This window comes from Blautia sp. OM07-19 (assembly GCF_003481595.1).
GTDB classification, from domain to species: Bacteria; Bacillota; Clostridia; order Lachnospirales; family Lachnospiraceae; genus Blautia_A; species Blautia_A intestinihominis.
Genome location: NZ_QULA01000026.1, coordinates 12,087 through 28,695 on the forward strand (window position 1 = coordinate 12,087; position 16,609 = coordinate 28,695).

At 41.8% G+C, this 16,609-nt stretch carries 10 protein-coding genes; all 10 read right to left on the reverse strand.

Annotated elements, in window-relative coordinates; all coding sequences use genetic code 11:
- Positions 1 to 3: 3 nt before the first annotated feature.
- The 10 genes from DXC01_RS14960 to DXC01_RS15000 all read right to left on the reverse strand — a co-directional run bounded on the left by DXC01_RS14960 (position 4) and on the right by DXC01_RS15000 (position 16,235).
- Positions 4 to 2,421 carry a C40 family peptidase gene (locus tag DXC01_RS14960; protein ID WP_062807163.1) on the reverse strand — a complete coding sequence of 806 codons (2,418 nt, stop codon included), beginning with the start codon at positions 2,419 to 2,421 and terminating at the stop codon, positions 4 to 6.
- A 17-nt stretch (positions 2,422 to 2,438) separates the two neighbouring features.
- Positions 2,439 to 3,191 (reverse strand): class B sortase, encoded by a 753-nt coding sequence (srtB, locus tag DXC01_RS14965; protein ID WP_243111632.1) that lies wholly within the window; start codon positions 3,189 to 3,191, stop codon positions 2,439 to 2,441.
- A gap of 29 nt (positions 3,192 to 3,220) precedes the next feature.
- Positions 3,221 to 6,046 carry a VirB4-like conjugal transfer ATPase, CD1110 family gene (locus DXC01_RS14970; RefSeq protein ID WP_118619061.1) on the reverse strand — a complete coding sequence of 942 codons (2,826 nt, stop codon included), beginning with the start codon at positions 6,044 to 6,046 and terminating at the stop codon, positions 3,221 to 3,223.
- Positions 6,024 to 6,395, reverse strand: a complete 372-nt coding sequence (locus tag DXC01_RS14975) for a PrgI family protein (RefSeq protein WP_062807160.1) — start codon at positions 6,393 to 6,395, stop codon at positions 6,024 to 6,026. Before DXC01_RS14975 ends, DXC01_RS14970 begins: the two co-directional genes overlap by 23 nt.
- A 23-nt stretch (positions 6,396 to 6,418) precedes the next feature.
- Positions 6,419 to 7,288, reverse strand: coding sequence for a VirB6/TrbL-like conjugal transfer protein, CD1112 family (locus DXC01_RS14980; protein ID WP_002594799.1), 870 nt, complete (start codon positions 7,286 to 7,288; stop codon positions 6,419 to 6,421).
- Between the two features lie 27 nt (positions 7,289 to 7,315).
- A complete protein-coding gene (locus tag DXC01_RS14985; RefSeq protein ID WP_005421639.1) occupies positions 7,316 to 7,528 on the reverse strand; it encodes a Maff2 family mobile element protein in 213 nt (70 codons plus the stop codon).
- 147 nt (positions 7,529 to 7,675) lie between these two features.
- A complete protein-coding gene (locus tag DXC01_RS14990; RefSeq protein ID WP_062807139.1) occupies positions 7,676 to 9,613 on the reverse strand; it encodes a VirD4-like conjugal transfer protein, CD1115 family in 1,938 nt (645 codons plus the stop codon).
- Positions 9,610 to 10,128, reverse strand: coding sequence for a PcfB family protein (locus DXC01_RS14995; RefSeq protein ID WP_002594281.1), 519 nt, complete (start codon positions 10,126 to 10,128; stop codon positions 9,610 to 9,612). The genes DXC01_RS14990 and DXC01_RS14995 overlap by 4 nt, the downstream gene beginning before the upstream one ends.
- Positions 10,109 to 10,255, reverse strand: coding sequence for a hypothetical protein (locus DXC01_RS20345; protein WP_002594282.1), 147 nt, complete (start codon positions 10,253 to 10,255; stop codon positions 10,109 to 10,111). The genes DXC01_RS14995 and DXC01_RS20345 overlap by 20 nt, the downstream gene beginning before the upstream one ends.
- 70 nt (positions 10,256 to 10,325) lie before the next feature.
- Positions 10,326 to 16,235 carry a SpaA isopeptide-forming pilin-related protein gene (locus DXC01_RS15000; protein ID WP_082809065.1) on the reverse strand — a complete coding sequence of 1,970 codons (5,910 nt, stop codon included), beginning with the start codon at positions 16,233 to 16,235 and terminating at the stop codon, positions 10,326 to 10,328.
- Positions 16,236 to 16,609 lie beyond the last annotated feature (374 nt).

Consider the following 16,609-nt stretch of genomic DNA (forward strand, 5'->3'; position numbering starts at 1 on the left):
CTTCTAGTGAAGTCTGCCAAATGCCATAAAATGTTGCTGCCAGTAAGAACTTGCAATGCTTGTATACTGAATCGGATTCCCGCAATGAATCATCATGTTATTTCCTACATAAATTCCAACATGGCTCGCTCCCGGCGTATCATAAGTTCCCTGGAAAAAGATCAGATCTCCCGGTTTTGCATCAGATGGAGATACATAGGAACAATAAGAACGAAGTCCGTCCGCTGTTGTTCTTCCCACGTTCCATCCATTTCCGCAATTATTGATTACCCAGCATACAAAACCAGAGCAATCAAAACTGGTAGATGGCGATGCACCGCCCCAGACATACGGATAACCCAGATATTTTTCCGCTTCCCGGATCATCTTGGCAAACTGCGGATCAGAAAGTGCTTCTGCCGGAATATCATATCCAAAGCCTGCCCCACCTGTCGGAATTGTGTTAAGGTCAAACAGATAATCACGATTTCCATAGTATTTGTTGTAAGCGTCATACTGCTCCTGTTCCTTGTCTGTCATACGGTTTCTTAAAACTGCATCCAGGTTATGGTTCGTAAGTGTTACATCCAGCCGGTTCACTTCTCTTGTTGTCGTTACTTCCACTTCCTGACTTCCATTGCTGTCTGCTATGTATGCTTCCCAGGTCTGATGCCCATGTGCTGACGCAGAAGCATGATCGCCGTAGAATACATCAAACTGCACACCATACTGTGCAAAATTTCCGGTATCCTCAACTACATACTCCACACCATTCATAATGACATGGGTTCCCATTGGCACAAATGGATTAGAAGCATCCACCGCAATCGTGTGATTCGCCTGTGGATACGCTCCACTTGCAGTCGGGCCTCCACTCCACTGCCCGCAACAAATCGGACAGTTGCAATATCCACTGGTCACAACCTGTCCCAGTGATTCTCCAACCCTGACTGTTTTCTTTTCTGTTACGGTTTCTCGTGTTGAATCCGTATATAATCCATACTGTTCCCTGAAAATCTCCTGAATCTCATCCGCAACCTCGGCATAGGTAAAACCGCCATACTTGACTGTCAAATAAGAAATAAGCTGATACGGATTGTGTCCGATCTCATCAATCTGAAACTGGAACTCATCATAGTCGGAATGGTTTGCTTTCATCTGATTGATCTGCTCATTCAGTGCATTTTCCAATGCCACATAAGCATTTTCCGCAGCATAAATATCCTCATCCTCACTGGAATAACTGGTAGAAATAATAGCATTGGAACTGCCCTGGAATAACGCAGCACAGCTTGACAGGCTCGTTGCCATTAACGCAAACAGCAGCACCAGAACTCCTATGGACAGGAGGATATTTCTGTTCTGTGCCACAAGCTCCTTAACCGCAGCTTTGGCTTTTTCCGTAAATCGCTGTGCATTTACAAGCACTGCGTCCTTCACAGCTTTTCCCTGTTTCGCAGCCTGATATTGCTTCTGGTAACGCTTTTTCTGCAGTAATTTCTTTAATGCAGACTGTTTCTTCTGCTCTGCTTCTTTCTGAACCGCCTTTTTTGCTTCATTGGAAGCACTGGTGCTAAACTGTAGGCGAGATTTTTCTGTTTCTTCCAAAACGGTTTCCCTCAACCGATTATTTCTCTGTCGGTTTTCTTTCAACCGTTCCCGAACGTAAATTGACTTTCTTGCAAGGCTTTCTCCCGCAAATTCCATCTGATCTGCTGCATCAAGAGCAGCATTATCATCGGTATCCTCTCTGATTTTTTTCTGACCATAAGCAGATACCGTTTCTGAAACAACGTTTGCCCCCTTTCTTGCCATTCCGCTACCTGGAATCATACCTTTACTTTCATCTTCAAAGGAAAGACGGGATTTTGATTTTTTCTGTTCTTTTAGCGTCTGTTCCCTTTTCGTCTTTCCTTTAATCTCTTCCCGAAAATCTTCCATTGATTTTTCATCAACTTCTGACTTTTCATGGTAGCGTTTCTGCTCTTTCGCTGCATAAGCTACGACCATCTTTTTCTTTCGGCTCTGCCTGTCCGGTTCCGATGTTTCAGCATCACGTCCCGGATGTCCCCGGATACTCTCTTTACGAAGTCTGGAACGTGAAACAGACGGAGATTTCTCCCCGCCTGCTTTATCATCACTCATTTCTGAGTTTTCCATTTCTTCCGCTTCCGCAAATTCTTCCTGTTCCAGAAAAGCGTGTCTGGACTGCAGTCTGTGTTTTCCTTCTTTCACTCCCTCAACTGTTTCTTCTGCAGTATGAGTTTTTCTAACCTTTCCAAAGTCCAGCTCCTGTTCCCTGTGTCCGGCTATTTTCTTCTCATCTGCCTCACGCCCGGTAATCCGCTTTTCCTTTTTACTGCGGAGATTTTTTTCCCGGAGTCCATCCCGGCTCATCTTCTGGACAGTCTTGTCCCTTGCTTTATATTCATGCTCCTGCATGGTCATCATCTCCTGATCTATGGTAATTTTCCGTTATTTTTCTTTGCAACCAGTACCATACGCCCATTTTTCTGGGAATACTCACAAGTAGACAGTGTAAGTAACTTATCTCTGTATTTTGCTGTTGTTCCTGTCTGATAAAGTGATTTTTCCTTAACGGAAGCAACAAATTTTTTATAATCCTCCACTGTTCCCGCTTTGATAAAACTGTAATAATCAAAATCATTCCCTGTATAAACGGGTGTTGTAAATGCTACAAATATCTGATACTGTTCATTTCCCCATATCGTGCGGAACAGGATTGTCGGATGTTCTTCGTAAAATCCTTCGTCCTTATATTTTTCAAGATCAGCAAACATCTTTCCACTGTTCATGTGATGTCCATATATGATCAGATTGTCCGAATTTCCTGGTACACATTCCTCTGCCAGAAATAAACAGCCATTTGCAGAATATTCCCCGTTAAAATCCCGATGCAGATAATAATTTTTATCTCCGGGCCGGTACATGACCGGATAGTCTATTCTCGTTCCATCAATGGTCAGCCAGCCAATACAATCTGGATTCTCTTCATGCAATGCCAAAATTCCAGCATCTACCTCTAAATCGTCGGAAGTATCTTCCTCTGAATCGTCCTCTTTTTCCTGCATAAGTTCCTGTAACTCTTGCTGTAACTGGTTATCCTGTCTTTCCTGCACAAAAAATCCCATCAGGAAATACAGACTGATCGTAAGCAATATAACGGATATAGAAAGTAATAATCCTGCCACCCATTTTCTCATGCTCTGCCATTGCCCCTTTAACTATCGTCTCTGCCTTTAATGCCGAGTTTTTCACGCTTCTCTACATCTTCCGGTTTCGATGACATCAACGCATAAAGCATAAGGGTATTATCGAATCTGTCCTTAAATGGAATAATTGTATTTCCATAAAAGATCAGTCCTTCTCCCTCTCCACTGTTTGTTACATAGGAAAGCTGGTGTGTTGAAATATTAAGCTGTTTTGCCAGAATCTGTCGATCCCCAGATGCCTGGTTAAGCATCAGGATAAAATCTGAGTTTTCAAAGATATTCTCGATTTCCCTTGAAGCAAGCAGATCTTTTACGTTCTGCGTGATACCAGTCGGAATACCGCCCCACTTACGGAATCTCTTCCAAATTTCTACACTGTATGCTGCTGTCTGTTCCTCTTTCAGCAACAGATGGAACTCATCAATATAATATCTGGTTGACTTATGTGCAGAACGGTTGACTGTTACCCTGTTCCAAACCTGATCCTGAACAATCAACATGCCAAGTTTTTTAAGCTGTTTACCAAGGTCTTTAATATCGAAACATACCAGACGATTATTCAGTTCTACATTTGTGCGGTGATTGAATACCTTCAGGGAACCATTTACATAGATTTCCAGTGCAGTTGCCAGCCTCTGCGACTCTGCCTCTTCCTGTTTGCGAAGCAGATTATATAAATCTTCCAGGATTGGCATTTTCTCCGGGACCGGATCAGCAAGATAGTCCTGATATACCAGACGTACACATCGGTCAATGATTGTTTTTTCCACTGGTTCCAGACCATTTTTCCCTCCTACTACCAGTTCACAAAGCGAAAGGATAAAATCTGATTTCAGAGATAGCGGATCGTCATCATCCGCATAATTGATGTTAATGTCCATTGGATTGATGTAATCATGACTGGTCGGAGAAATACGGATAACCTGCCCGTTAAATGCCCGGACTAACGAAAAATATTCTCCCTCCGGATCACAGATGATAATGTCGTCTTTTGTGACAATAAATACATTGGTAATCTCTCTTTTTGCTGCAAAGGATTTACCAGATCCAGGAGTACCAAGTATCAGCCCATTTGGATTCTTCAGCCTTTTCCGATCTGCCATAATCAGGTTATTAGACAGGGCATTTAACCCATAATAGATAGATTCTCCGCCCATAAACAGTTCCTGCGTTGTAAATGGGACAAAAATAGCTGTCGATGTGGTAGTCAATGCCCGCTTGATCGGAATCCAGTTTCTTCCAAGTGGCAAACTGCTCATAAGGCCCTGTTCCTGCTGATAGTCCAGTCTTTTTAATGCACAGTTATATTTCTGTGCGATACCTGCCGTCTGGAATACCACATTTTCCAGTTCCTGTTTATTTTTTGCTGTATTTAAAAACACAACCGTCACAAGAAACATTCTTTCATTTCTCGACTGTAAATCTTCCAGAAGCCTTTTCGCCTCTCCACCATATGTGTTCAGATCAGACGGAATAATATCCATATCATATCCGGAGCGTACCGCTTTTTTCTGTTCCTCAATTTTCATGCGGTTAATGTCCGTAACCTTACTTTTAACCAATTTGATTGCTTTCATCTGGTCAATGGACTGAATATGCAGATTAACAAGCAGGTTACAGTCCATTTCCAGAAATTCAGCAAGCATTTTATCCGTCAACTCTGGTGCCAGAATCTGCAGATAGGATACTGCTCCGATGGTATCTCCCATCTGAAAATCCTTTCCATTTTTGAACAGGAAACTGGATGGAGCAATATAATCCTTTGTATTCAGCCCGGTACGCAGCATATCATCATAGCTGAACCTGAATGGCACTTTGACATTCTGGTTGAATGTTTCATACATGATCTGCAAACGCTCTACACCATTTAACGGATACGCAGATACCCCAAAAACCTTAAAATTATTGAGTATATCTGTTTCAATACGTTCCAGTTTTGGTTTTGCTTCCCGGATATTGTCAGCTTCAATTCCAAATGTAATGTACTTGGTTCTGACAAGACCATTATTTCCTTTTGCCAACTGATTTCTAAGCATCTGGGCAAATTCCATACGCAGATTATCAAAACTGTCATTCTGCTTTTTAATACGGATCACATCTTCATATTCCATCATGTTGCTGTGATGATTGATAAAGGACAACTGAAAATGGATGGTGCTGTCAAAATAATTCAGGAAATCACACCAGTTCTCAAAAATTGCATTTTTATCCTCATTCTGTGCTAACTGATAGTTGATATCATAAAAACGAATCGTCTTTGAATAATACCCATCCTCCACACGACAGATTCCGTCTTTTCCCATTTCTCTATATGGGATGGACTGCTGTGCGGTAATGTTTTTCCCTTTATTTCTATTGTCTTTATTCGTGCTTGATATTTTCTTTGCAGCACCTTTTTCCTCGCTGGATTTTACAGAACCCGGCGGCTTTGTCTTTTTTTTATGCTTTTCTTCTTTCTTTGCCTGTTTCTGTGCCGCCTTTTCTTCACGAGCAGCCTGTTTTGCCGCCTGCTTCGCAAGTTTTTTCTCTTCCTTTTCGTGTGTCTTATGTAATTTCAGTTCATATTTCTGGGCTTTTTTCCAGGCACGTTTTTCCCGTCTGCTTAATTTACGTCTTGGTCTGCGAACACCTCGGTGTCGCTCCAGTGCTTCATACCCAGTAACCATCGGTACTCCCGTCAAACGCTGTCTGTCCTTTGCATAATTTTCTGCCTCGTCCGGATCAAACACTGGTAAACTATCAGCAGAATCCTCTTCATCCAGCCACCAGTCATCCAGATTGGAAAATTCTTCTGTCTGCTCTGGAAGATTCTTATCGTTTCTTAATTTTTCCACAAACGTTACCTCCTTTCGCTTTTGTCAAAATTTTCTTTTTTTCATAGAGGTTTTCCACCTCATATTTCCGTACCGGGGGACGGATAAATTTTACTGTAATCACGTTTTTGAGGACTTTCTCCAAAGGAAGTCCATCTTTCTCATACATAGCAAATAAAAAAGCCGGAAGCATCAACAGACACATCCCGGTTGCCGCATTACTCGAACCAATCAATTCCCTTGACAGGAAATAAAACGGAAGCCCTACTGCCGCTGCAATACCAAGGCAGATAAGCTGTCGTTTTGTAAGGTTGAGAATAATTTTATTTTTTACTTTTGTCAGATCTTTTGGTACTGATACAAAAGCCATTTTCATCGTCTCCTTTTCCACATTTAGTGTGCATTAAAGATGCTCTTTGAGAAATTAGCTGTTTTCATAAGACTGAAACACAGTATCACTGTATATGCCATTACACTGAGCAGTGCCGTATGCACATTGTCGGATACCTGTATGTTTGCAACCAGCACAGAATAAATGCCCACGCATACCATGATAAAAAATCCCTGAAATGCCAGTGCAAACAATCCTCTTAAATAATTGCTGCCAATCTGTCCCCATTCCCGGTTGCTCATAGTGGCAAATGGGATTGCACCGATTGACGAATACAGATAAATTTCTATCATACGACCATATAAAATGACCGTTATAAAAACGGATATAACCTTTAGGCACAAGCTCGCCAGAAGCGTTTCCAGTGCCAGTATAATCAGCTCCCCTACTTCCATTGATTCCATTGCTGTCTCCATCGAGGTGATTACCGAATCAATATTGATTGCCGTCTGCTGGTTGATAACACCTGCAGCCCGGTTCACTACATTCTGTCCAACATCAAAAATTGCCATTGTGATCGTAAAAGCATTGCTTACGAACCATACTGCAACCCACATCTTGAAGAAATATTTGAAAAACATCCATGTATCTATGTCATGCATGTTGTTCTTTTCGGTGAGCATGGAAATCAGCTCATAGCACAACACAAAGGTTATGATCATTCCGGCAATCGGTACGATCACAGAATCCGACAGATTTTGGATCAAGCTGAAAATACTGCCACTCCAGCCCTGGGGCGTTTGCCCAACCTGACTAGCGATGTCACCGGTTTTTTCATTCACATCGGTAAACATGTTCGTCAGGTTTGAGCTGACCATGCCTGTAAGGAGGTTACGCATCCATTCTTCTATGGACTCAAAAATCTTATCCATGCGTGTTCTCCTTTCCTACTGCCCCGGCTAAAACAAATTCGCCAGTAATGGTACAAGCTGTGTACCGATCAGAACGACACCTCCACCTGCCATAAGCTGCTTGATTCCCTGTGACTTGGCTCCGGGATTGTCATTTCCATATCCTTCCAGGAGATTGATAACTCCCCAAACTGCCAGACCAGCTCCGATTGCAACAACCAGAGTCTGTAAAATATTAATTGCAGATGTAAAAAACGCCATAATCTATGTTCTCCTTTCGTAACTGCTGTTTTCATTGTGATTTTTTAACGGTTACTACTCGGAGGGTTCCGCCCTGATGGGCGGTCTTTCATGCTTATGCATATCACTACCTCCCAAAAGGGCATAAAAAAAAGAGCTATGTATGTTTTACGTTACATGCTCTGTGCCTTCATTTTCACTATTTGATTGTTTTTCCAGTTCACTGCCTTCATACACATAAAGGTCGAACGCTTCTTCCGGACTTAACCGGACTTCCATCTGATGTTTCATATATTCTTCCACATGAAACTCATTCTTTTTATCATAATCGGATAACTGCTGATACCGTTTATGTTTTGTAATGTCAAATTTATCACTGTAAAACGGACGGACACCACGAAGCTGCAAAATACACTTGTTGCCGTCCATGACTGCCAGTTCGTCCCGGCTCATCAGTTCTTTTCCTGTTTTCTGATAGTTCAGACCGTAAGACCGACTTTGTCCTCTTGTATCAGAAGTGTTATATAAATCAATGGTTTCCTTTCCCAGCGTCTCCGAAATTTCTTTCAGAGTGGTACTTTCCTTACCTCCAAGGAATAACATTGTGTCGCAATTCCCGGTAATGGTTTCGGCTGCATCCTTGTAAATTGTCTTGAGCTGCGACTGGGACTGGAGTATAATAGAAGCAGAAATTTCCCTGCTTCGGATCGTTGCAATCAGCTTATCGAACTTCGGAATCTGACCGATATTTGCGAACTCGTCACAGAGGATTCTTACATGATAAGGCAATCTTCCATGATGAACGTCATCGGCCCTGTCACATAACAGATTGAAAAGCTGACTGTACATCATGGCAACCACAAAGTTAAATGTATCATCCGTATCAGAGATTACAATAAACAATGCAGTTCTTTGATCTCCGATCATATCCAGCTCCATCTCATCATAAGACATAAGCTCCCGCAATTCCGCAATATCAAAGGGTGCGAGTCTGGCACCACAACTGATCAAAATACTTTTTGCTGTCTTTCCTGCAGCCAGCTTGTATTTTTTATACTGCCTTACTGCAAAATGATTCGGCTCGTCTCTTTCCAGCTCCTCAAATAACAAATCCACTGCATTTTTAAACTCTTCATCTTCTTCCCTGGTTTCACTGGCATTGATAAATTCCAGCAGGGTTGAAAAATTCTGTTCTTCCTCCGGTGCTTCATAGTAGATATAACCAATCAAAGCACAATACAGCAGACGTTCCGCTTTTGTCCAGAAATCCTCGGAAGATTTTTCTCCCTCTCCCTTGGTATTTACCATGATCGTATTTACCAGTTTCAGAATATCTTTTTCCGAACGAATGTAATGAAACGGATTATAGTGCATACTTTTGGCAAAGTTGATGGTATTCAGCACCTTGATTTTGTAAGGAGCCATTACCACTCTGCCATTTTTATCACGCAGGATTTTCCCATTTTTATCTTTCTTCAGTGTCCCTCGTGCTAACATCTTACCACATTCTACGATAATTGTCCCCTTGGGATCAGTGACCACAAAGCTCACATTATCCGGCATCTGCATAAGCTGTGGTTTCACATAAAATCTGGTCTTACCGCTGCCAGATCCCCCAATCACTATGACATTCTTGTTTCTGGCATACTTTGGTTTCTTTGGTCTACTGTTCATGGTCAGACGTTCCGTTTGTGTCAACAGAATATTATTCTCAAAGACCGGATCAATAAAAGGTGCTATATCCTTTTCATTTCCCCATCTGGCAGAACCATATTCCTCCCCTTGGCGAAACTTCTTTCCATTCTTTCCTTTGAAATATACCACTGCCCACACACTGACTGCAGCAATAGTTCCCGCAGCCAGACTTTTCGGTTGTATACTCGGCAACAACTTTTTAAACGCTAACGGATAGTTCATAAGAAGAACCATCAGCCTGTCCACCACTGTACTGCCTCTGCAATATTGATACAGCCAGGTGCATTTATTTACCACATAAAATACAACCACATACGGAATATGCAACAGAACCTTTTTTATCACTTCTGCATTCGGGGGACGCACCTGAAATCCTTTCAGTTTTTTCTTTATATTTTTTATCCCACTCATAAGGTCGGCTCCTTCTGTTTTTCTTTCGATTTTTCCCGTTCTCTCTGTTTATCCTGGCTGCGGGCTGCGATTGCCTGCTGTAATTTCTTACGGACAGACGGTTTCTTTGTTTTATTCAATGTCTTTCCGGTAAATTCCCGAAATGCCGCTGTCATCACATCCACATCCCTTGCCTTGAAGAAAACAAAATATCTCGGTGGAACTACGGACTTATCACGTTTCAGGCTAAAATCAATGCCATACTTTTTTGCCACTTTTTCAAAAGCCTTAATATTGTTATCCGTAATCTCAATGTTGGAAAGCTGAACATTCTGCTGTGCCAGCTTCTTTAAACTCTGCTTCCCATGATAATCTTTATCTGGCGGTCCTTTTACCTGCTGTTTTCTTGCTTTCTCTGCTTTTTCTTTCTCTATTGCTGCCAGAAAACGCATCATTGCCTGTTTCAATAAACGAACTGTCACTTTTCCGCCAGTGATACACAGGGACACTGTTTTTTCATTCACTTCTTCCTGCATCAATCTGTTCCTTTCTATGGTTTTCCAACAGACGGTCTTCCTTTGCTCCTACCCGGATACAGCAGTACAGAACAAAGTTGACTGCTAATACCAGAAGAATTCCTGCAATAATCAATAACGTTCTCATTTTATACCCCTTTCATCATTCAAAAGGGCATCTATGACTTTGCTGCCCATAAATGCCCCTCCATTAACTTTTATTTTCTTTTTTTCGTAATCCAAACTGCTGATACACTGCCTGCCATACCTGCAATCGCAAGCAGAATCCAAATCAGCATGTGTGTATCATCTCCTGTTTTCGGTGTATCTGTTACCTGTGTAGACGGTGTTTCCGGCGTTGGTGTTTCTTCCGGTTTTACCTCATCTTTCATCACTACTTTCTGGATCTCCCCGGTATCCTCCACTGTAAATTTCACATCTTCAGCTACCAGATATCCATCAGGGGCAGACTCTTCACGAAGTGTATACTCTCCAATCGGAAGCATTTCTATGTAATGTGGTTTTTCCTCAGAAGTCCAGTTCTCTACTGTCTTACCATCTTTATCAAGAATGGTCAGTTTTGCTCCTGGCAGTTCCTTACCGGAAATATCCGTTTTGGAAATTTCTACCTTGGTCACATCATCTTTCATTTCGATTTTCTGTGACTTTGCAGTATCTTCAACGGTAAACGTGATGCTTTCTGCTGTCACATAACCATCTGCCGGTTTTGTTTCTGTCAGAGTATATTTCTGTCCGACTACCAGTTCTTTGATGATATGAGCTTCTTTACCGGAAGTCCAGGAATCTACAACTTTACCGCTTTCGTCAGTTACCTGTAACTTAGCTCCTTCCAGTTCTTTTCCGTCTGTCAGGGAAGTCTTGGTGATCTCGATTACAGTCGGCTCGTCCTCAAAGGTAAAAGCATAAGATACTTTTTCCTTTTCTGCACCTCCATACTCAAACGTGAACTCCTGTGTTTCATCTGTCATTGCAAATCCAGGTGCCGGAGATGTTTCTTTGATATAATACGCAAAACCAATCGGTAAATCTGCCGTAAAAGTCAGCTTTCCTTCTTTGTCTGTTGCCAGTTCCTCGATCACAGTATCTGCTTTCAGAATTACTTTTCCGTCTGCTCCTGTAATATCATCCTTGACACAGAGGGCAAATACCGCACCTTCCAGTACACGATCAGAATCTTTCTCTTTTTTCACAACTTCCACTTCCGCTTTCTGGCGGTTATTCTGCCAGTCAGCAGAGTAAGTAACCTCTGCAGTATCCTGATCCCGGTATGTCAGATCAATCTCTCTTGCTTCATTATCCAGTACAAAACCATCCTCTGTAGCTTTTTCTTTTACATAGTATTTGCCAAGCGGAAGTCCGGATATTTTTGCAATACCGGTATCATCTGTTGTAATGGTTGCCACCAGTTCATCTTTTTTATAATAATCTTCACTTTCTCCGTCAGCAGACTTCACATCTTCTAAAGCATAAACTTCAAAAGTAACATCTTTCAGACTGCCTGTTACATACTGGAATAAATGTTTAATCCAGCCTCCAACGGAATCCAGTGCAGTTACTTTATCCAGAAATTCTCCATTTTTATTGATGATAATCGTTCCTGTTGGCACATCATCTTTCATTTCAACTTTCTGGATTTCCCCGGTATCTTCAATCGTAAAAGTGATTTCTTCTGCCTTGAGGTATCCATAAGGAGCCATTTCTTCTCTGAGAGTATAGTTTTCTCCTACAGCAAGTCGTTCAATCAGATGCTGCTCGCCTTTTACAGATTTCCATGTATCAACTACATTTCCATTTTTGTCCAGAACAGTAAGTGTCGCACCTGACAATTCCACGCCAGTAGTTAAATCAGACTTGGAAACTACAACCTTTGTAGGCTGGTTCTTAAATACAGAAGATAACTGTACTACATTAACATCCTGTCCCTGATATTCTGCTTTTACTTCCAGAACTTTATCAGAAGATACATAACCATCTGGTGCTGCAAGTTCTTTGATATAATACTCACCAAATGGAAGATCCTGTGTAAATACAGCCTTTCCATCTTCTCCGGAAACAGCTTTTCCAAGCAGTGTGTCTGCTTTCACAATTACAGCTCCATGACCTTTCATATCATTCTTTGCATAAAGTCCAAACTCTGCTCCTGCAACGGCTGCTTCTGTATCAGCATCCTGTTTTACCACAGAAATTTCTACTTTCTGACGGTCATTTTCAAAGATAGCTGTCTGTTCAATGACTGGTGTTTCCTGATCTTTGTAAGAAAAAGTAATGATCTGTGCTTCACTGTTTAAAACAAAGCCATCCGGTGCTGTCTTTTCAACAATCTTATAGCTTCCAAGCGGCAGATTTTTCAGGACCGCTTTTCCATCTTTATCCGTTGTAACCGTTTTTACCAGTGTTCCAGCAGCATATTCCAGAATACGGTTTCCATTATCATCTTTCTGGAAATCTGCAGTATAGATGTCCTCGGCAGCGTAAATCTCAAACTCTGCCCCTTCCAGATTTTCTGTCTGATATGTAAAATCATCCTTGAATCCGTCCAGAACTTCGCCCTTTTTCACGATAGTCAGTTCACCCTTAACAGGATGGTTCTCATAAACTGCTTCAATGATCACATCCCCGGAAATTCCGTCCATCTGGTATGCAGTATTGGAATCTACTGTTACCTCATAGTAATTTTCATTCAAAGTATATCCATAAGGTGCATTTACTTCCTCAATGCGATAATGTCCGATTTTAAGATTCTGCGGAAGAATCAAATATCCCTGCTCATCTGTAAAATAGGATTTATGTTTTACCGTAGTCGGATAAGTTGTTACCTGCTCCACATATTTCTCAGTGTCCATGTTGAAAATCTTGAACTCTGTATTCTTCTGAAGCACTGCCTTTTTCGTCTCATCATCCTGTTTGATGATTTTCAGTTTCGCTTCAAACTCGTCATCCAGAAGCACTCTCCATGTCTGTGGCTGGTTCGGATTGTTCTCAGTGATACGCACTGTAAAATCATCTACCGGAGTGTAATTATGAGGTGTCGTGGTTTCACGCACAATATAAGTTCCATAAGGAATCGCAATACTGCAGGCATAACCTTTTTCATCTGTAAAGATTTCTGTTGCTCCGTTTTCCCCGATCACTACCGGTTTTGCAGAATCAAAATCATAGCTTCCATCCTCTTTTACTTTCAGGGAAGATACCAGATAAGCGGTAAATCCTGCCCCTTTCAGTAAGTCGGCATCGGTCTTTCCGTTATTTGCCGCCTTGATAATCTGGAATGGCTGTTTCATTACCTGCTCCAGAGACAGACAGTCACGTTTTACTTCTGCTACAAGATCTCCTTCGTAATTGCAGACCAGATCATGTTCTTCTTCATCTACCAGATAACCAGTTGGAGGAGTAATCTCTTTCACATAGTAATTACCAAGATATAATCCATCCACAGAAGCCTGTCCATTCTCATCTGTCGTAAGAGTGGCAACCTGTTCTCCTGCTTTATAGATCACGCCAGTAGCACCATCCGGATGCACAATATCCTCACGAGCATACAGTCCATATACTGCTTTTTCCAGAGTGGCATCACCCTGTGGGACTGCCTTTTTGGTTTCTTTATCCTGCTTCTGCAGAGAAATCTTAGCTGTCACACGTTCATTTTTGAATGTATGCTTGAATGTCTGTTTTGCTTCTTTATCATTCGTATAAGAGAAAGCAAACGTATAAACATCATCTGTGTTTCTCACATACCCTTCCGGTGCCTGCACTTCTTTCACATCATAAGAAAATCCAAGCGGCAGGTCTGCTGTAAACTTCGCTGTTCCGTCTGCTCCTGTTGTCGCTTTCTGGATCAGTGTCCCTTTCTTTACAATGACGGTTCCATCCACGTTGGTAATGTCACTTGCAGCATAAAGTCCAAAGATTCCTCCAGCCAGAGGATTTTCTGTATCTTCATCCTGTTTTGTTACCATTACTTCTACTTTCTGTCTGTCATTAGTAAAGGTTGTCTCAGTGAAAACAACATCCACATTCTGTCCTGCATAGGATAATGTTACTGTCTTTTCCTCTCCGGCATTATAGAATCCTGTCGGAGCCTGTTTCTCTTTTACAATATATGTACCAAGATACAGATTTTTAAGAACGGTAGCTCCGTTTGTATCTGTTGTCAGATTCTCTTTTACCAGATCACCCTTGCTGTAAACTTTTGTACCATAAGCAGTTTTAATATCTGCTCCAGCATACACATCATAAACAGCACCACTCTGTCTGCGTTTCTCATACTTAAATGTTGTTCCATTTTCTGTTACATCTGCACCAACCAGAACCTCACCTTCTTTATAAACGGTAAGCTGTCCCATCTGTTCTTCATCTGGAACAGTAACAGTTGTTGTCTTACTGACTTCCAGTTTCACATTGTAAGCTGTTGCATTGATACGATATCCGCTTGGAGCTGTAATCTCTTTCAGATATACAGTATCCTGTGTCTTAGTAATCTGTACGGACGTTTCACCGTTTTCATCCGTCGCAGGTAACTGTGTGATCAGTTTTGTGCATTCTGCATCACTGTATAATCCAAAGACAGCACCAGACAGCTTTGCGTCTGACTTGGCATCTTTCTTGATCACCTTAACACTTGCCTGCTGTACCCAGGATACTTTAAAATCTACATATTTCTCATCATCAACGCCTTCACCAAATACCAGAGCCAGATCCTGGTTTCCGGAACCTGTTGAAATCTTATAAGCTGAATAATCTTTGGTAATGCTTCCTTTCATGGTTGCAGACCAGCTTCCTGCCACATCACTCACCTGTGTTAATGGTGCAGACAGATAAAACTTTGTACCACCACAAATTTCCACACTTTCTCCGGCTTTACTTGTTTTACCTGTTGTCAGGTTATGAAGCTGTACACCTGCTGGAAGTTTCATGGTAATGGTCTGTAACGCATCCGCATTAAATGTAATATCCTTTGTTCTCTGACTGTTGCCATCCACATAGGCTTTTACATCTGCATCCGAAAAGGACATTGCCACATCTGGAATTTCCGGCTGTGAAATACAGTAATTATAGAGTTTCATTGCCAGATTCTGTGCTGTACTGTTTGCACCTGAAAAAGCATCCCCACTTCCATTTGCATAAGATGCTGCCAGGTGTACCAAGATAAATCTGGCTCCTGTACTTAAATTGCCATATCCGTTTTCTTCTGTAAAAAAGCCATCATCACCAGAAGCCTTTGTACCGTAATAGCACACTTTTGCAAGTGCTTTCCCATCACCAACTTTATTGATCGTATAGGTTCCACTTCCTGGCCCTGGTTTGGATGGCTGCACACAGTATGCTGTAGCAGATATATTACCGAATTTTACAGTGTACTGATAAGTAAGATATGTTCCATATCCATAATCTGCATATCGGTATTCTGCCCCTCTGGTCACAGAAACCTGCTGTGAACTTCTGGCATTGCCTGCCGCAGCCATAAAGGTTACTGTTTCTCCGGCTTCCATTGCATACAGATCAATGCCATTACTCTCTGCCTGTTCCAGTACTTCTGAAACGGTTAATTCAGATTCCAAATCTGCTGTGCTTTCAGAATTTTGTGTTTCCCGGTACGACTCCGAATCCTCCTCGCTCTGCTCCGTATCCCCAGTATCATCCTCAACATTCACTGTACTGTCCGAAGAACGCTCTGACTGCACTTCTGTTTCCGGTTCTTTCACTGTAATATTTCTGCTGATTCTATAAGCAGGATGACCGCTGACTGGTTCCACTGCATAGACAGCCTTGTAAGTATCCGGTGTATGTGTGTCGAAATCTGTACCAGTTTCATTCTTTGCTTCATGGAATAAAATCTTGATCTTACTTTCATCTACACCTTCGATTCCAGACAGATCAACTTCTACATCAAATTCCTGCCCATAAGAAAGTTCAATGTCATTTGCCTTTACGATCTCGTCTGGATTAAGGGAATCCTGAACATCTTTTAATTCCGCATACTGCTGTTCAAATGGTATTTCTTCCGGTTCTAATTCAGAAGCCGAAACTGCTACTGGCTGAATAATGACAGAAGCCAGTGTTGCGACTGCCATAAATCCGGACAAGAATCTTTTGAATCTCATTTTCATTTTGACTGAATCCTCTCTTTCTTCTATTATCTGCCCTGTTTTCATGCAGGCTCACACCTGCATTATTCAATCATTGGAACCACCTCCCACATCTTATTGCTGATACAGAAATAACTCTGATAACAGCACATTCATATGGCAGTGCCTTTTTTGAAACACCGCCACATGGTATCTGCTGTCATCCTGTAAAACAGGAATGACACTCAGGTAAAGTTCAGGATCAAGCATTAAGCCGCAAGAGGTAATTCGTAATCGTTCCTGCAAAGGGTGCCTCCCATCTGTATCCCTTCACGTTTTCACCGGATTCCCGCCGCAAGAATGCGTAGCTGAAAAGTTCCGGGTATCCTCTCGCTGCTGGTATGAAATTGTCAAGG